Source organism: Planktotalea arctica, from assembly GCF_002105285.1.
In the GTDB taxonomy this organism is placed as follows: domain Bacteria; phylum Pseudomonadota; class Alphaproteobacteria; order Rhodobacterales; family Rhodobacteraceae; genus Planktotalea; species Planktotalea arctica.
This window is the reverse complement of the sequence record NZ_MUHR01000001.1, coordinates 313,078-330,033: the sequence shown is the minus strand read 5'-3', so window position 1 is coordinate 330,033 and position 16,956 is coordinate 313,078. Positions and strand designations below refer to the sequence as shown.

Below are 16,956 nucleotides of genomic sequence, written 5' to 3'. Positions count from 1 at the left end.
TCCTTTTCACTTGCCCCGCAATGCACCAAGCGCAGCTTGCGCACAACTGATAGGTTTGTCCCATGCACCTGCTCGCCGCCACGCCCGGTTCCATTGATGATGGTAAAGAACCCGTTGATCTAGGGCAAACCCCTGCGGATGTGGTGATCATTTCTGCCGCTGATACAGAACTCGCCGCACTCTCGGATGCGCGCGCGCATATCGAAAAGCCACCATCACTGCGCCTTGCCAGCATGATGCACCTGATGCACCCCATGTCGGTCGATCTGCATATTGACGAGTGCGCCAGCAAATCCAAACTGGTGATTGCGCGCGTTCTTGGCGGTGTCGGTTATTGGAAATACGGGTCCGAGCAATATGCAGCGCGCATGCACGAAGCGGGCGTTCCTTTAGCGCTGCTGCCGGGCGATGATAAACCTGACGAAGAGTTGCGCCGCCTTAGCACCATCCCAGATGAAGACTACGATGCCTTCTGGGCTTACTGCGTCGAGGGTGGGCCCGATAACGCGCAAAACTTGCTGCGCTACGCCAAATCCATGCTGGATGGCGCAGACAAACCCAGTTCCGCATCGCCGCTTTTGCGTGCAGGCGTCTATTGGCCCGGCGCAGGCATTTCCGGCCTGTCCGCAGCCCAAGAGGGCTGGAAAGATGGCGCGCCTGTCGTCCCTATCATCTTTTATCGCGCTCTCGTTCAGGGGGCAGGCTTGCACCCTATCAATCGCCTCACCAAAGCACTGCTGAGCGAGGGCCTTAACCCTCTGCCTCTCTTCGTTGCATCGCTCAAGGACCCCGTCAGCGTGGCCACATTAGAGCAAGTGTTCAGCGCCGCGCCGCCCTCGGTCATCCTGAATTGCACGTCCTTCGCCGTCGGCTCGCCGCACGCAGGCGACAACAGCCCTGTAAATCCACTCACGATGCCAGTGGCAAACGATGCGCCAATTTTTCAAACCGTGCTATCAGGCTCGACCGAGGAAGCATGGGCATCCGGCCTTACAGGTCTCTCTGGCCGTGACATCGCCATGAACGTGGCTCTGCCAGAAGTTGATGGACGAATCCTTTCAAGAGCGGTCTCATTTAAGGGCGAAGCCTACTTCGATAAGGCCACAGAATGTCCCATCGCAACCTATCGCGCCCAAGGGGATCGTATTGGATTTGTTGCTAAACTTGCCGCGAACTGGGCCAAATTACGCGCAGCGTCGCCTAAAAACCGTCAAGTTGCTCTGGTTCTAGCAAATTATCCAAACAAGGACGGGCGTCTCGCCAACGGTGTCGGGCTGGATACGCCTGCGGCGACCGTAAATGTGCTGCATGAGTTGCAAAAATCCGGCTATTCAGTCGTCAATCCGCCGCAAGACAGCGATGCACTGATGCAGCAGATCATGGCTGGCCCAACAAACTGGCTGACGGATCGCGCCAACAAAGAGGGCGGCGAAGTGTTGCCGTTGGATATCTACAAACAGCACTTCAACGCACTCCCGTTTGAGGTGCGCGAACAGATCACTACCCGTTGGGGCGCGCCTGAAAAAGATCCGTTCATGACGCCCGAGGGCTTCAAACTCTCCATCCTGAAATACGGCAACACTGTTGTCGGTATCCAGCCCGCACGCGGCTACAACATTGATCCGACCGACACATATCATTCCCCCGATCTCGCGCCACCACACAACTATCTCGCCTTCTACATGTGGCTGCGCTTTGTGCAGGGCGCGCATGCGATCGTTCACATGGGCAAGCACGGCAATTTGGAGTGGCTCCCCGGTAAGGCGATTGCGCTTAGCGAAAATTGCATGCCCGAGGCCGTCTTTGGCCCCACGCCGCATATCTATCCCTTCATCGTCAATGATCCAGGTGAGGGCACTCAGGCCAAGCGCCGTTCGCAGGCAGTGATCATCGACCACCTCACGCCGCCTTTAGGGCGCGCCGAAACTTACGGTCCTTTGAAGGACCTAGAGGCACTGGTAGACGAATACTATGAAGCCGCCGGCATCGATCCGCGCCGCATCGAATACCTTCGCCGTGAAATCCTGAGCATGACGTCCTCAACAGGTCTCGACAAAGACGCAGGGCTGACTGGCAATGATGAAGACGGCGATCTGGCCAAGCTAGATTCCTACCTGTGCGAGCTGAAAGAAGCGCAGATCCGAGACGGCTTGCACATCTTCGGCTCTTCGCCAGAATGCGACTTAGAACGCGACCTCGCCATCGCTTTGGTCCGCGTCCCGCGCGGGGATGGTAAAGGCGGCGATGCCTCCCTGATCCGCGCACTTGCCATTGATTGCGGCGTCGATATTGATCCACTCGATTGCGATATGGGAACGCCATACACAGGGCCGCGACATAAATTTCTCGAAAGCATAGGCACGGATACATGGCGCTCGAATGGCGATACGATTGAACGCCTCGAAATGCTCGCGCAGCACGCCATCGCTTGGCCCGAAACACCCGAACATTTCAAAGCCACCGCGCTCGTTCTAGAAGGCTTTCACGCCACAGTAATGCCCAACCTGCGCAGTTGCGGTCCATCTGAAATGAACGGCCTGCTTACCGCGCTTGAGGGCAAATTCATCGCCCCTGCCCCGTCTGGCGCGCCCACGCGCGGGCGCCTCGACGTGCTCCCCACGGGGCGCAATTTCTTCTCTGTCGATAGCCGCGCTGTGCCAACACCAACCGCTTGGGCCTTGGGCTGGAAATCCGCAAACCTGCTCATCGAAAAACATCTGCAAACCCACGGTGATTGGCCCCGCACGATGCTGCTAACCGCATGGGGCACTGCAAACATGCGCACGGGCGGCGACGACATCGCGCAGGCCCTCGCGCTGATGGGGGTCAAGCCGAAATGGGACAGCGCCAACCGCCGTGTGACAGGTTTTGAAGTCCTCCCCGAAGGCGTGCTTGGCCGCCCTCGCGTGGATGTGACACTTAGGATTTCCGGCTTCTTCCGCGATGCATTTCCGCAGCTTATCTCCCTCATGGATAGTGCCGCCAAAGCGGTCATGGCGCTAGATGAATCGCCCGATCAAAACCCTGCCGCTGCGCGGGCAAAATCCGAAGGAAACACATCGCGCGTCTTCGGCTCCAAACCCGGCGCATACGGCGCGGGTTTGCAAGCGATGATCGATGAACGTCTTTGGGCCAACAAAGCCGACCTCGCCGAAGCCTACTTGGAGTGGGGCAGCTACGCATATGGCGTGGGAAGCGAAGGCAAACGGGATCGCGCTGGTTTCGAAACCCGTCTCAAGCAAACCGAAGCCATCGTGCAGAACCAAGACAACCGCGAACATGACCTGCTTGATAGCGATGATTATTACCAATTTGAGGGCGGGGCTGCTGCTGCTGTCAGCACCCTGCAAGGCCAAGACAGACCGATCTATCACAACGATCATTCGCGCCCTGAGCGCCCAGTCATCAGAACGCTGGACGAAGAGATCGGCCGCGTTGTGCGCTCGCGCGTGGTGAACCCCAAATGGATCGACGGCGTCAAACGTCACGGCTACAAAGGTGCATTTGAAATGGCGGCGACAGTCGACTACCTTTTCGCTTTTGCCGCCACGACTGGCGCTGTGAAAAACCACCACTTTGATCTGGTCGAGTCCGCCTTCCTAGAGGACGAAGAAACCCGAGAATTTATCGCCGATCACAACCCGTCCGCGCTAGTCGAGATGGCTGAACGCTTCCAGGAAGCGATTGATCGTGGACTTTGGACGCCACGTTCCAATTCTGCGCGTGCGCGCATTTCAGGGCTTTTGGGTCAATAAAACAAGGAAAATCCGAAATTGGAACCGCGCCTTTTGCAGGGCGCGCATAGCTGACCTGCGCCTTTCACGCTTCACATTTCATTTTTCGCATGCAATCATATTCATTAAATAGAATATGAATCACTGTGAAAGGATATCCCATGCAGACCCGTTCTTCCGTTGCCGCGCAGAACTATGCGCCGCTTTACTTTCTCGCCTCGCTTGGTGCGGGCGGATTAAGCGTCACTTTTTTCATGTTCCTGATGTTCTGGGTTCCGCATCAAGGCCGCCCCGTTCCCGTGTTCGAAGACATTCTCAGCGCCTTCCAGACCGGCAGCTTCGCGATGCAAAGCGCGATCATCATCGCAGCCGTCGGCATCGCCGGCTTTACCATCCTCAACCTGAAGTCACTGATCTGGAATCTAAAGCAATTCACAACGTTCAATAAATCCGACGGCTACGCCAAATTCGCAAAATCCAACGCCGCCTCAACGCAGCTCGCAATGCCCCTCGCCCTCGCAATGAGCGTTAACGCACTTTTCATCGTCGGCCTCGTCTTCGTTCCCGGTCTTTGGGACGTCATCGAATACCTCTTCCCTGTGGCGCTGATCGTCTTTGCGTTGATCGCTGCAATCGCCCTGCGCATGATCGCCAGCTTCATCGGCGATGTCCTCGCAGATGGCAGCTTTGACGAGACAGCCAATGGCTCTTTCGCTCAGGCGCTTCCCGGTTTCGCCCTTGCCATGGTTGCCGTCGGCATGTCCGCCCCCGCGGCAATGAGCACGATCAAGGCGACCGTCGCGACATCGCTAATCCTGTCAACATTCATCGGCGTGATCGCGACCATTTACGCGACGCTTGCCATCTTCGCAGGCATCCTTGGGATGATCCGCCACGGCGCGGCGCGTGAAGTTGCACCAACCCTGATGATTACCGTGCCATTGATGACCGTGCTCGGCATCATGGTGCTGCGTCAAAACCACGGCTTGCACACCACATTCGAAGTGCATGCACCGCCCGCTGAGACTCTGATGCTAACCGCCAAGCTGCTTGGTGTGCAGTTTGCCTTTCTTGGTCTTGGCCTCGCCGTTCTCAAGGTGCAGGGTTACTGGAGCGACTTCGTAATTGGTGCGAAAACCTCCGTTGGGTCCTACGCACTCGTTTGCCCCTTTGTCGCACTTTCTGTGATGGGTCACTTCTTCATCAACAAGGGCCTCGTTGGTGCCGATGTAATCACGAAGTTCGGCTCAGGTTATTGGATGCTGAGCGCAGTTGCCATCGCGATGCAATTGATCGCCATTGCAATGGTCTTCCGTCTCAACCGCCAGCATTTCAGCACAGCGCCCGTCGCTGCGATCCCTGCCGAATAAACCTGCAAAAAGGGCGCTTGATCTGTTCAAGCGCCCTTTTCGCGCGCGCCCATCGCACCTATGTTCTCTCAAACCTAGCGCGAAAGAGGCAGCACATGAGCGATTCAGAACGTCACGCGATGAAAATGGCCAAGAAGAAGACCGCACGCGACAAGATCATGGCTACAAAGACCGATGAAAAAGGTCTGATTGTGATTCACACGGGCAAGGGCAAAGGCAAAAGTTCTGCTGCCTTCGGCATGATTTTCCGCCACATCGCCCATGATATGCAATGCGCTGTGGTGCAGTTCATCAAAGGCGGGATGAGCACGGGCGAGCGTGATCTGATCCTCGGAAAATTTTCCGACATTTGTTCGTTCCACACGATGGGCGAAGGCTTTACTTGGGAAACGCAGGATCGCGACCGCGACACAGAAATGGCGCAGGCCGCTTGGGAAAAGGCCAAGGAATTGATCCGCGACGAGAGCAACAAAATGGTGCTTTTGGACGAAATCAATATCGCGCTGCGCTATGACTATATCGACGTGAACGATGTGGTGACGTTCTTGGTGGAAGAGAAACCACCGATGACCCACGTTGTAATGACGGGCCGCAATGCGAAGGATGATCTGATCGAGATCGCTGATTTGGTGACCGAGATGGAACTGGTGAAGCATCCCTTCAGATCAGGCGTGAAGGCGCAGATCGGGGTGGAGTTTTAAACCTTGGCACTGCCAGACCCACTTGCATGTTTTGACATCGACAAAAATGGTAAAGCCAGATCAGTAGACCTTGACGCAAAGCCTTTGCCCGAAAGCTGGCGTTGGACCCACTTTGATCTAACCGAACCGGACTTGGAGAATTGGCTCGTCACGCAGGTTGACCCCTTGATCGCCGCCGCCGTGCTTGCCCCCGAAACGCGGCCGCGTGTCGATGCGTTTGGTGATGGACTGATCGTGACCCTGCGAGGTGTCAATCTCAATCCGGAAGCGGATCCTGAAGATATGGTGTCGCTGCGCCTTTGGGTGACAAAGGCACGCGTGATTTCAGTGCGCAAACGTCGTCTGATGGCCCTCGATGCCCTAAGGCAAGACGCTGAAGAAGGCACCGCACCTTCCACTTCAAGCGCCTTTTTAACTGCGCTGGTTGATGGCTTATCCTATCGCATTGAAAACGTTTCATTGCAGTTCGAGGAAATGGTGGATGCGCTGGAGGAAAGCTCGCTTGATGCGGGCGCCAATACCAGCAAAGAATGCCTAGAGTTGCGTCAATCCATCATCAAGTTGCGCCGCTTTGTTGGCCCGCAGCGTGAAGCGCTTGATCGTTTGGTCACAGACACAACTATCATTTTGCATTCCAATAAATCCAACCATCTACGCGAGTCCGCCAATCGCACGGCGCGCACGGTTGAAGCACTGGATGCAACGCGCGACCGCCTTGCCGCCATCCAAGAACACCTCGATGCACAGACTGCTATGAAATTGGGCCGCAACAGTTACGTCCTATCGGTCATGGCTGCGATCTTCCTACCGCTGGGGTTCCTGACAGGTCTTTTCGGGGTGAATGTCGCGGGCATGCCCGGAGTTGACGCCAACTGGGCCTTTGCAGGGCTTTGCATCGCATCAGTCTTGATCGGTGCCGCGCTTTATGCCGCTTTTCGCTGGCGCGATTGGCTTTAATCAAGGAAATTGAATGATATGAAACAACGCCTCCTTACAGAATTTGGCCAAGGCGCATCCTTGCGCCGCCAAGACTACACACAGGCGGCCAAACGCGCGTTGCAAGATGCGCTTTGGCACAATTCCATCAACCTCGCGGAACTCTTCGGTTTGGAAAAGGAAGCGATGCTGATCGACGTGGAAGTGGGCGTGCAGCAACCTGACAGACTCGACAAAGACGCGCTCAAAGACATCTTCCCCTATGGTCAAGTCACCATCAACGCGGTCAAAGGCGGTCTCGACGTGCCCCGCCCTAATGGCAACCCGACCGTCATCGCATCAGTAGCCATCAACGTGTCCCTTGATCTGGAGCCAGCACAATGAATGATCAGCGCTTCATTATCGAAATGGGCTCTGGCAACGATCAATACGGGATGGATTACACCAAGGCCGCCGCTCGCGCGATCGAGGACGCAATCCGCCACTCCGCCATCCCCATGCTCGCTGCCCGCAATATTCCACACACAGACATGCGCGTGAAGGTCACCATCGGCGTCCAAGAGCCGGAAAAACTCAACACCGAGCAACTCAAATCCGCCCTCCCCCGCGGCACTGCGACCATCAGCGCCACCCACGGTGGCCTGAATGTACATAACCCCGATACGGGCACTACCATCGTCATCGCAACCGCTGCAATTGAAGCGTTCCTTCCGAAACAGGCCTAGCTTCATCTTTCCAAAAAAAACTTCGGGGGCACGGGGGCTGGCCCCCGCCCTCAATACTTGCCGCGCCGTACCTTCGGTCATATAACCTGACCAATCATGCGCGAGCGATCGAATGCCATTCAAACCCGTCGAGCCAGAAAAACTCTCAATCGCCGTCATCCGTCAGATTGAAGACCTGATCCTGCGCGGCATCCTGCGACCGGGTGAACGCCTCCCGTCAGAGCGCGAACTGTCCGAACGCCTCGGCGTATCGCGCCCGAGCTTGCGCGACGCTATAGCCAGCTTGCAAAACGACGGCCTCCTCGCGAGCAAAGCAGGCGCGGGCATCTTCGTGGCCGACGTTCTCGGCTCCGCTTTTTCTCCTGCCCTCACCCGCCTGTTCGCACGCAATGATGAGGCAGTGTTCGACTACCTCTCATTCCGCCGCGATATGGAAGGGCTGGCCGCAGAGCGCGCCGCGCGCCTTGCCTCCGATACAGACCTGCAAGTGATCGACGCGGTTTACCGCAAGATGGAGAGCACCTACGTCAAACGCTCTCCCGAGGACGAAGCGCAATTAGATGCCGACTTCCACCTCGCCATTATCGAGGCGAGCCACAACGTGATTATGCTGCACATGATGCGCTCCATGTATCAACTTTTGCGCGAGGGCGTGTTTTATAACCGCCAGATCATGTTCAAACAACGCACCACCCGCGATGTACTGCTGGCGCAGCATGCCAAGATCAACGCAGCATTGCAATCGCGCGATCCGCAAGGCGCGCGCGACGCGGTAATCGCCCATCTCAATTACGTCGAGCAATCCCTGCGCGATGACGTCAAAGCGCAAGCGAATGAAGCCATCGCGCGCCAGCGGTTCGAGCACGAACAATCAAAGGGTCCAAAATGAAAACAGCACTCGTCACAGGTGCCGCGCGCGGCATTGGCCTTGCCACAACCAAACAATTCCTCGCCAAAGGCTGGAGCGTTGCGATGGTGGATTGGGACGGCGATGAGCTAGCGTTAAGCGCGAAGAGCCTCGATAACGTCCTGCCGCTCAACTATGATATTTCGCAGCCCGAACAGGCCCCGAAAATCATCGCCGAAACCCTTGCCCACTTCGGCCAGATCGACGCGCTGGCGAACAACGCAGGCATCGCTGATTTTGGGCCGATTGAGGAAACGGATTTCGCCCGTTGGAAGGCGGTCATGTCGATCAACCTCGACGGCACGTTCTTGATGTCACAGGCCGCCACCGACGCGCTCAAAGCTACCAAAGGCGCAATCGTCAACATCGGCTCTATCTCTGGCCTGCGCGCCTCGACCCTGCGCGTGGCCTATGGCACATCCAAGGCCGCCGTGATCCATCTGACCAAACAACAGGCAGCAGAGTTGGGCGAGTTTGGCATCCGCGCCAACTGCGTCTGCCCCGGCCCCGTGCGCACCAAACTGGCGATGGCGGTCCACACTCAAGAGATCATCGACGCCTATCACGACGCGATCCCGCTCAACCGCTACGGATCAGAGGACGAGATCGCCTCGGTGATTACGTTCCTGTGCTCACCCGAGGCGAGTTACGTGACTGGGCAAGTGATTGCGTCCGATGGAGGGTTCGAGAGCACGGGGGTTGGCTTGCCTGCGCTCAGGGGGAAGCAATACTAAACACGTCAATGACGCTTTGCGGCCTTGTGCCGGCGCGGTGAGAGCTGATGCGGCGTTTGCGCGAATGACTTCCTTTATGGGTCCGACCATGAACCTCTTGGCATGCGCAAATCCAGCAATACGCCAATTGACGGGTACATCGGAGCACACTCTGCCAAATTTTTAAGCTATCCGAGTCAAAACCTCGATAAGCAAAAGGCTGTGCCCGCTATCAGTTCTGTTCGGCAAAACATTTCTTGACCGAATGGTCAAACGAGGCGCTATTATGATGAAACTCAAGAGGGATAGTTCAATGAAAAAACCAACGCACCTTAACCGCCGCCATTTCATAGCGACAACTGCAGCAACATCACTGATACTCGGAGCCGGACGTGCAATGGCTGCAGAGCCGATCAAAATGGCCGGTATTTATACTGTGCCCGTTGAGCAGCAGTGGGTCAGCCGTATTCATGAAGCAGCACTGGCAGCACAGGATCGCGGCGATATTGCCTACTCATACTCCGAAAATGTCAGCAATACCGACTATGCCCGCGTGATGCGCGAATATGCAGAAGCAGGTAACACTCTGATTGTCGGAGAAGTTTTTGGTGCAGAACAAGAAGCGCGCGAAGTCGCCGCAGAGTACCCGGACGTGGCCTTTTTGATGGGATCCAGCTTTAAAGTAGATGCCGGGCTGTCAAATTTCGCTGTCTTCGACAATTACATTCAAGATGCAGCATATCTGTCTGGCATTATTGCAGGTGCGATGACAGAAACTGGCGACATTGGCTTGGTTGGCGGTTTCCCTATCCCTGAAGTAAACCGCCTGATGCACGCCTTTATGGCAGGTGCGCTTGAGATGAACCCTGATATCGCGTTTCAAGTGACCTTTATCGGAAGCTGGTTCGATCCACCCAAAGCAAAGGAAACCGCCTTTGCGATGATCGAAAACGGTGCCGACGTTCTGTATGCTGAACGGTTTGGTGTGTCTGACGCCGCACAGGAAAAGGGTGTCCTTGCCATTGGCAACGTTATCGATACGCAGGCTGACTATCCTGAAACTGTCGTCGCCTCAGCAATTTGGCACTTTGAGCCGACGTTGGATAAGGCCATCGCCGAGGTGCAGGCTGGTACATTTACGGCTGCGGATTACGGAATCTTTTCTTTCATGAACCAAGGTGGTTCAAGTCTTGCGCCATTGGGTACGTTTGAAGGCAAAGTTCCAGAAGCGGCACTCGCGCTTGTAGCACAGCGTCAGGCTGAGATTATGTCAGGCGATTTCGTCGTCACAATTAACGACGACGAACCGTCTTCGTCGTAATTGATCATGACCAAAGAGGCAGTTGAGGCACTCTCCCTCAACGAAATTACAAAACGGTTTGGAGAGCTGACCGCAAATGATGCGGTCAGCCTTTCCGTGAACGTGGGCGAAGTTGTTGCCCTGTTGGGTGAGAATGGCGCGGGAAAAACCACGCTCATGAATACCTTATTCGGTCAGTATACAGCCGATAGCGGAACTGTACGTGTGTTCGGTGAGACATTGCCACCCGGCAATTCGCGGGCGGCTTTGGACGCTGGCGTTGGGATGGTGCATCAACATTTTACGCTGGCCGATAACCTGACGGTGCAAGAAAACATCACTTTGGGTGTCCATTCGTTGCTGAAATTCAGCTTGGGCCGCGCTGCAGCAAAAGCGCAAATTTTGGCATTATCAAAGAAGTTCCACCTTGCCGTTTCACCTGATGCGTATGTCGGAACGCTGTCTGTGGGGGAACGTCAAAGAGTTGAAATCCTCAAGGCGCTATACCGCGATGTGCGGATTTTGATCCTTGATGAGCCAACTGCTGTGTTGACCCCACAAGAGACGGACGATTTGTTTGCGACCCTTCGACTTGCGATCAAAGAAGGCCTTTCGATTATCTTCATCTCGCATAAATTACACGAAGTGATGGCCATCGCGGATCGGGTCGTGGTGTTACGACACGGCAAAATGGCAGGCGGTGTGAAAACAAAAGACACCGATAAGAACGCGCTGGCAGCGATGATGATGGGGACTGAGGCGACACCGCCTGACGTCTCGCCTGCAAAACCGGGTGCGCCGCTGCTGGCGTTGCGCACTGTTACCACGCCCGATATTGGCAGCACCCCTGGTTTGAAATCAGTGTCATTGACCTTAAAGGCGGGGCAGATCATCGGTCTTGCCGGCGTATCTGGCAACGGACAGGCTGCGATGGCTGATGTCGTTGGAGGTGTATTGAGCCCAAGCGAAGGGCAAGTTGTTTTGGGATCTGAAACCGCTCAGAAATGGACGCCACGCATCGCGGTACAAAGCGGTATCGCGCGCATCCCCGAAGATCGCCACAAGACGGGCACGATCGCGGATTTTGACCTTGTGGAAAACGCCATTCTGGAACGATACACATCTGCGGATTTTAGCAAATCCGGCTGGCTGAATTGGAGTAAGTCTAGGGCTTTTGCCGATGCAATCATCGACAAATACGATGTGCGCTGTCCCGGATCGGATACACCTATCCGCCTGTTGTCTGGTGGCAACATGCAAAAACTGATCCTTGGTCGCGTGCTTGAGGCTAATCCGCAAATTATCCTCGCCAATCAACCAGTGCGTGGCCTTGATATCGGCGCGGTCAACTATGTGCACAGCCAGCTTCTCGCCGCGCGCGAACGCGGTGCAGCGGTGTTGTTGATTTCTGAGGATCTGGACGAAGTGATGGCGCTGTCAGACGTGATACATGTCATTGCAGACGGACGACTGTCGCCAGAGTTTAAGCGTGGCGATATGACGCCAGCACAGTTGGGACTTTGGATGGCGGGTCAAGGATTTGAAGTGGATATCCCCGATGCGTCTTGAACCGATAAAAAAGCCAACATTGGCTCGCAAGTTAACTCCGCCTGCGATTGCCCTTACCACGACCATTGTGATCGCATCCCTTCTAGCGATGGTTGCAGGCGCGAACCCCTTCAATGTCATTGGATTGATCCTAAAAGGCTCTTTTGGATCAACATTTGCGATTTTGGAAACGCTCAACCGCGCGACTCCGTTGATATTCACGGGCCTTGCTGTCGCCGTCGCATTTCGCGCCAAGTTTTGGAATATCGGAGCAGAAGCACAACTTTATGCTGGCGCTCTTATGACCGTTTTACTCGGGACAGGCACTCTACCTTGGCCGAGCATGGCGATCTTGCCCACTATCATTATTGCATCAATCTTGGCTGGCGCGATCGTTCTTTTGGTTCCGGCGTTGTTGAAAACGCGGTTTGGTGTAGACGAAGTTGTAACGACATTGTTGTTTAACTTCATTTTCTTGTTGTTTATCTCAATGCTGCTCGAAGGTGTCCTTAAAGACCCGATGGGCATGGGCTGGCCAAAATCTGCACGGCTGATACCAGAGGCGCGATTACCGCGCATTGTAGATGGATTGCGCCTACATTGGGGGTTTGGACTCGCGATTTTTTCAGCCGTTTGCATTTGGATCATCCAGACCCGCAGCACATTAGGCTACGAGATGCGAGCCGTTGGCTTAAACAAAGAAGCCGCAGCCTTCGCAGGCATTCCCGTCAACATCGTAATCTTGAAAACAGCGCTTTTGTCAGGTGGTCTTGCTGCACTCGCAGGATTTTCTGAGGTGGCGGGACTGAAAGGCAGCCTGACGCTCGATCTGTCGCCAGGGTTTGGCTACACTGGGATCATCGTGGCGATGCTGGCTTTGCTCAATCCGCTTGGTGTGGTCTTAGCGGCCCTTTTTGTTGCTGGCATTTTTGTCGGGGCCGACAGCATGAGCCGCGCCGCAGATGTGCCAACGTATTTGGCCGACATCATGCTTGCGACAGCACTTCTTCTTATGGTGTTGGCCATCTTGCTAACGCGGTTTCGTGTGGTGAGGGAATAGGATCATGGAAATCATTGATATCCTTTTCACGGCAAGCTTTTGGGCGGCAGCCATTCGCATCGCCAGCCCGTTGATCTTTGCCACATTGGGCGAATTGATTTGCGAACGCGCAGGTGTGTTGAACCTTGGGATTGAGGGCATCATGGTCGCGGGTGCATTCGCAGGTTGGATGGCGGTTTATTCCGGTACAGCGCTTTGGACCGGCGTGTGCGTCGCGATGCTGGTGGGTATGCTATTTGGTCTGCTACACAGCACGCTCACGGTTCCGTTCGGTCTATCTCAGCACGTTGTGGGTCTTGGAATCACACTGCTTGCAACGTCGTCGACCTATTACGCATATCGGCTAGCACTGCCCGAGGTCACAAGCCCACCAAAAATCGCAGCATTCCAGCCCTATGAAATCCCGATTCTATCAGACATTCCTTTACTTGGTCCGGCACTATTTTCGCAAACTCCACTGACGTATCTCGCATTTATTCTTGTGGGCGTCGTGAGCTTGGTTCTCTACCGCACCCCGCTTGGGCTTGCGGTCCGTGCTGCTGGTGAAAACCCTGCAGCGGTGGCTGCCCAAGGTCTATCTGTCACAGCAATCCGGATGGGCGCCGTGATGGTAGGGAGCGGCCTTATGGCAGTCGGCGGGGCATTTTTGACCATGTCGGCATTTGACAGTTTCTTTTTCGAAATGGTCAATGGTCGTGGCTGGATTTGTATTGCATTGGTGGTCTTCGGATCGTGGCGACCTGGTAAAGCGTTGCTTGGCGCTATTCTTTTTGCGGCGTTTGATGCGTTGCAAATTCGCGTGCAGCAAACAAGTTTGGGCACACATGTGCCCTACCAGATTTTCCTGATGATGCCCTATATCCTGTCTATACTGGCACTTATTTTGATGTCACGCCGCGCCCAAGTCCCTGCGGCGCTTATGGTCCCGTTCAACAAAGGAGAACGCTAATGTTTGATCTGATCGTCAAAGGTGGCACACTGCCAGATGGCCGCGTGTCCGATATTGGAATTTTGGGCGACAAGATCACTGCAGTAGGGTCACTTGAGACAGCAGAGGCGGGGCAGCTGATTGATGCGACTGGCGATTTGGTCACTCCGCCTTTTGTCGATCCGCATTTTCACATGGATGCGACACTGTCCTACGGCCTGCCACGGATCAACACATCTGGCACGCTGCTGGAGGGAATCGGGCTTTGGGGCGAACTTAAGCAGGTTATGACCCAAGACGATATCATCGCACGCGCGTTGAACTATTGCGATTGGGCCGCGAGCATGGGACTTTTGGCCATACGCAGTCATGTCGATACCTGTGACGATCGGCTTTTGGGCGTCGAGGCACTGCTCGAGGTCAAAGAGCAGGTCAAAGACTACATCGACCTGCAACTCGTCGCCTTCCCCCAAGACGGCTTTTACCGCGATCCAACTGCACGCGAAAATACGATCCGTGCCTTGGATATGGGAGTCGACGTTGTCGGGGGTATTCCGCATTTTGAGCGCACAATGGCGGACGGTGCTGCATCGGTGAAAGAGCTGTGTGAAATTGCAGCCGCGCGCGGTCTACAAGTAGATATGCACTGCGACGAATCTGATGACCCGTTTTCACGTCACATTGAAACGCTTGCTCATGAAACCCATCGCTTGGGTTTACAGGGGCGTGTTGCGGGGTCTCATCTGACGTCAATGCACTCTATGGACAACTATTACGTCTCAAAACTACTGCCACTTATTGCGAAATCCGAAATTAATGTGATCCCAAACCCGCTGATTAACATCGTTCTACAAGGGCGGCATGACACGTTTCCAAAGCGGCGCGGCCTGACGCGGGTAAAGGAAATGTTGGCGATGGGGATCAATGTCGGGTGGGGGCAAGATTGTGTACTTGACCCTTGGTATTCCCTTGGCACTGCGGACATGCTGGATGTAGCCTTTATGGGGCTGCATGTAGCGCAAATGACAAGCCCTGAAGAAATGCAAACCTGTTTTGATATGGTCACGGTAAACAACGCCAAAACGATGGGCTTGCCGGACTACGGGCTACACATCGGTGCCAAGGCATCATTGGTTATTCTTGACGCAAGTAACCCCATCGAAGCGCTGCGCTTGCGCGCTGCTCGGTTATCGGTCATCGCGAACGGGCGGGTGATCAGCCAGTCCCCGAGGGCCAACGCGACGCTATCTCTGCCAAATCGTCCAAAATTATCGCGCAGACGACACACTCCAGGCACCGCGTAGGCTCAGGCTTTTTCAACTTATGCAATACATATCGTTAAAACCGAATGTAACTTCAATTGGAGATGCGCCTTGCATGATAACTGCGAAGAGAGTTCGCAGCTCCTAAGGTCAGGACCCGTTAATCGGCTTGATGTTGCGCTGTTGGCATAATTCACGAACCTCAGCGATTTGGGGGCAGATGAGTAATCTTTATTGGCTGACAGAAGCGCAGATGGTGCGGCTTCGGCCGTTCTTTCCCAAAAGCCGAGGTCGACCACGCGTTGATAACCGGCGCATGTTGAATGGCATTATATTATTCAATCTCAACAGCTTACGCTGATCTGATGCACCTGGAGACTATGGCCCACCCAAGACAGTGTACAACCACTGGAAGCGTTGGAGCAATATGGATGTATTTGCGCGGATCATGACTGGGTTGGCAGCAGAAACTCCGGACAACAAGACAATCTCTCTCCTCTCATCGAAACTTCGTTTCGACTGCCGGGCAATGGATGCGATCTATCTCAAGGCGCACCGCACAGCCTCGAGTCTGCGGTTGAAAAAGGGGGGGGGACGTCTGATTGGGCAGACCAAGAGCAAAAGCCACAGACCCGAGCGCCACCACGAAAGGCCACCAAATGACGAAATGTCCGTCAAAATGCACAATACATGCTCCCTCATGTGCCTCATCAGGGTGGAGTATTCTGCTGCTCCAAACGATCCAATATGTTGAAAACGCGTCGATGTTCATCGTAGCCACCGCCGAAAACTCGCGCAATGGCCCGCATCGAAAAACCCTCATCAAAGCCGACCTTCGCCTCGCTTAACTGGATTGAGACCTGTTCGAGCGTAACATGACTACTTCTAGCCGGAGTCCTCACCCCTCCAACTCCACCGCCAAAAACCGCTCGAACGCGTCCATATCCAGCTCTTCGAACTGGCCGAAGCCCTGCATCCAGATAGACGCCCCCTTCAGCGCATCTGGCTCCAGCTTGCACCATTTCACTCGTCCGCGCTTTTCCTGTGAAATCAAACCCGCCTTGGTTAATATCCCGAGATGCTTGGACACTGCTGCCAATGACATCTCGAACGGTTCGGCCACATCGGTCACAGCCATGTCATCCTCCAGCAGCATCGATAGGATCGCGCGGCGTGTTGGGTCGGATAAGGCGGCGAAGGTGGTATCAAGGGTTTGGCTCATAAAGGCATAAACGCAAAGCAGGCGGGTTCGTCAACCAAATGGTTGAATATTGAGACGGGTTGTTTTCAGCCTGTTTCGCACCTGCGCCCAGCTGCCGCAGCCTTGAAAATTCCGTCATTTTCCATATAAATCAGCAACTTATCCAAGCACGTATCTCGCTTGACTCAGTGCGCTGCCAAGCATAGCACTCCTCTAAACCTCAAAACGGGATTTGAGCGGTTGAGTGAGCCTGACCAACGTGAGCGTCTTAAGCAATTGGACGCAAAGATTGCAAAGGTGAAAGCGACGAATACGCCAAAGCCCGCGCAGGAAGAACACTACAGCCAAGCCCAACAAGGGTGGCGCATGGTGACAGAGCTAGTTGCCGGTCTCGGGATCGGTTTTGGCATCGGATACGGGCTTGATGTGCTGCTTGGCACGATCCCGATTTTTCTGGTGCTGTTTACATTTTTGGGTTTCGCGGCGGGCGTCAAGACGATGATGCGCACCGCACAGGAATTCCAGAGCGCACAAGCGGCCCCAGTGGCCAAGGACGAAGAGAAGGGCTGAG

15 protein-coding genes and 1 pseudogene are annotated in these 16,956 nt (G+C 54.9%); 15 read left to right on the top strand and 1 reads right to left on the bottom strand.

What is annotated here, in order from left to right:
* Nucleotides 1–62 precede the first annotated feature (62 nt).
* The 14 genes and pseudogenes from cobN to B9P63_RS01610 form a co-directional block, all read left to right on the top strand.
* Entirely contained in the window at nucleotides 63–3,755 is a 3,693-nt protein-coding gene (gene cobN, locus B9P63_RS01675; protein WP_085306802.1) for a cobaltochelatase subunit CobN, read from the top strand.
* A gap of 140 nt (nucleotides 3,756–3,895) precedes the next feature.
* Nucleotides 3,896–5,104: a TsoY family (seleno)protein gene (locus B9P63_RS01670; RefSeq protein WP_085306801.1), complete on the top strand. Its 1,209-nt coding sequence runs from the start codon at nucleotides 3,896–3,898 to the stop codon at nucleotides 5,102–5,104.
* Between the two features lie 95 nt (nucleotides 5,105–5,199).
* Nucleotides 5,200–5,805 (top strand): cob(I)yrinic acid a,c-diamide adenosyltransferase, encoded by a 606-nt coding sequence (cobO, locus tag B9P63_RS01665; protein WP_085306800.1) that lies wholly within the window; start codon nucleotides 5,200–5,202, stop codon nucleotides 5,803–5,805.
* Nucleotides 5,806–5,808: 3 nt separating this feature from the next.
* Nucleotides 5,809–6,762 carry a zinc transporter ZntB gene (locus B9P63_RS01660; protein WP_095532974.1) on the top strand — a complete coding sequence of 318 codons (954 nt, stop codon included), beginning with the start codon at nucleotides 5,809–5,811 and terminating at the stop codon, nucleotides 6,760–6,762.
* An 18-nt stretch (nucleotides 6,763–6,780) separates the two neighbouring features.
* Nucleotides 6,781–7,125, top strand: a complete 345-nt coding sequence (locus B9P63_RS01655; protein ID WP_085306799.1) for a Lin0512 family protein — start codon at nucleotides 6,781–6,783, stop codon at nucleotides 7,123–7,125.
* The gene (locus B9P63_RS01650; protein WP_085306798.1) at nucleotides 7,122–7,466 is read left to right on the top strand and encodes a Lin0512 family protein; all 345 of its coding nucleotides are present in this window, start codon (nucleotides 7,122–7,124) and stop codon (nucleotides 7,464–7,466) included. The genes B9P63_RS01655 and B9P63_RS01650 overlap by 4 nt, the downstream gene beginning before the upstream one ends.
* 112 nt (nucleotides 7,467–7,578) lie before the next feature.
* Entirely contained in the window at nucleotides 7,579–8,355 is a 777-nt protein-coding gene (locus B9P63_RS01645; protein WP_085306797.1) for a FadR/GntR family transcriptional regulator, read from the top strand.
* Complete coding sequence (locus B9P63_RS01640; RefSeq protein ID WP_085306796.1) at nucleotides 8,352–9,107, top strand: SDR family NAD(P)-dependent oxidoreductase; 756 nt, start codon at nucleotides 8,352–8,354, stop codon at nucleotides 9,105–9,107. The genes B9P63_RS01645 and B9P63_RS01640 overlap by 4 nt, the downstream gene beginning before the upstream one ends.
* Before the next feature lie 292 nt (nucleotides 9,108–9,399).
* Nucleotides 9,400–10,407, top strand: a complete 1,008-nt coding sequence (locus tag B9P63_RS01635) for a BMP family protein (protein ID WP_085306795.1) — start codon at nucleotides 9,400–9,402, stop codon at nucleotides 10,405–10,407.
* 6 nt (nucleotides 10,408–10,413) lie between these two features.
* Nucleotides 10,414–11,955 carry an ABC transporter ATP-binding protein gene (locus B9P63_RS01630; RefSeq protein ID WP_085306794.1) on the top strand — a complete coding sequence of 514 codons (1,542 nt, stop codon included), beginning with the start codon at nucleotides 10,414–10,416 and terminating at the stop codon, nucleotides 11,953–11,955.
* Nucleotides 11,945–12,994, top strand: coding sequence for an ABC transporter permease (locus B9P63_RS01625; protein WP_085306793.1), 1,050 nt, complete (start codon nucleotides 11,945–11,947; stop codon nucleotides 12,992–12,994). Before B9P63_RS01630 ends, B9P63_RS01625 begins: the two co-directional genes overlap by 11 nt.
* Nucleotides 12,995–12,998: 4 nt before the next feature.
* On the top strand, nucleotides 12,999–13,943 hold the full coding sequence (locus tag B9P63_RS01620) for an ABC transporter permease (protein ID WP_085306792.1): 945 nt from the start codon (nucleotides 12,999–13,001) through the stop codon (nucleotides 13,941–13,943).
* A complete protein-coding gene (locus tag B9P63_RS01615) occupies nucleotides 13,943–15,226 on the top strand; it encodes an amidohydrolase family protein (protein ID WP_085306791.1) in 1,284 nt (427 codons plus the stop codon). Before B9P63_RS01620 ends, B9P63_RS01615 begins: the two co-directional genes overlap by 1 nt.
* A 178-nt stretch (nucleotides 15,227–15,404) precedes the next feature.
* A pseudogene (locus tag B9P63_RS01610) lies at nucleotides 15,405–15,800 on the top strand (transposase); the annotation flags it as partial.
* A 282-nt stretch (nucleotides 15,801–16,082) separates the two neighbouring features.
* Here B9P63_RS01610 and B9P63_RS01605 read toward each other — a convergent pair.
* Entirely contained in the window at nucleotides 16,083–16,406 is a 324-nt protein-coding gene (locus tag B9P63_RS01605) for an ArsR/SmtB family transcription factor (RefSeq protein ID WP_085306790.1), read from the bottom strand.
* A gap of 219 nt (nucleotides 16,407–16,625) precedes the next feature.
* Between B9P63_RS01605 and B9P63_RS01600 the strand changes: the two genes are divergently transcribed.
* Entirely contained in the window at nucleotides 16,626–16,955 is a 330-nt protein-coding gene (locus B9P63_RS01600) for an AtpZ/AtpI family protein (protein ID WP_085306789.1), read from the top strand.
* The last annotated feature ends 1 nt before the right edge of the window (nucleotide 16,956 follow it).

Bases quoted from the DNA above. Each gene is read 5' to 3' on its own strand.
- cobN (WP_085306802.1), top strand. From the start codon at position 63: ATGCACCTGCTCGCCGCCACGCCCGGTTCCATTGATGATGGTAAAGAA.
- B9P63_RS01670 (WP_085306801.1), top strand. From the start codon at position 3,896: ATGCAGACCCGTTCTTCCGTTGCCGCGCAGAACTATGCGCCGCTTTAC.
- cobO (WP_085306800.1), top strand. From the start codon at position 5,200: ATGAGCGATTCAGAACGTCACGCGATGAAAATGGCCAAGAAGAAGACC.
- B9P63_RS01655 (WP_085306799.1), top strand. From the start codon at position 6,781: ATGAAACAACGCCTCCTTACAGAATTTGGCCAAGGCGCATCCTTGCGC.
- B9P63_RS01650 (WP_085306798.1), top strand. From the start codon at position 7,122: ATGAATGATCAGCGCTTCATTATCGAAATGGGCTCTGGCAACGATCAA.
- B9P63_RS01645 (WP_085306797.1), top strand. From the start codon at position 7,579: ATGCCATTCAAACCCGTCGAGCCAGAAAAACTCTCAATCGCCGTCATC.
- B9P63_RS01640 (WP_085306796.1), top strand. From the start codon at position 8,352: ATGAAAACAGCACTCGTCACAGGTGCCGCGCGCGGCATTGGCCTTGCC.
- B9P63_RS01635 (WP_085306795.1), top strand. From the start codon at position 9,400: ATGAAAAAACCAACGCACCTTAACCGCCGCCATTTCATAGCGACAACT.
- B9P63_RS01630 (WP_085306794.1), top strand. From the start codon at position 10,414: ATGACCAAAGAGGCAGTTGAGGCACTCTCCCTCAACGAAATTACAAAA.
- B9P63_RS01625 (WP_085306793.1), top strand. From the start codon at position 11,945: ATGCGTCTTGAACCGATAAAAAAGCCAACATTGGCTCGCAAGTTAACT.
- B9P63_RS01620 (WP_085306792.1), top strand. From the start codon at position 12,999: ATGGAAATCATTGATATCCTTTTCACGGCAAGCTTTTGGGCGGCAGCC.
- B9P63_RS01615 (WP_085306791.1), top strand. From the start codon at position 13,943: ATGTTTGATCTGATCGTCAAAGGTGGCACACTGCCAGATGGCCGCGTG.
- B9P63_RS01605 (WP_085306790.1), bottom strand. From the start codon at position 16,406: ATGAGCCAAACCCTTGATACCACCTTCGCCGCCTTATCCGACCCAACA.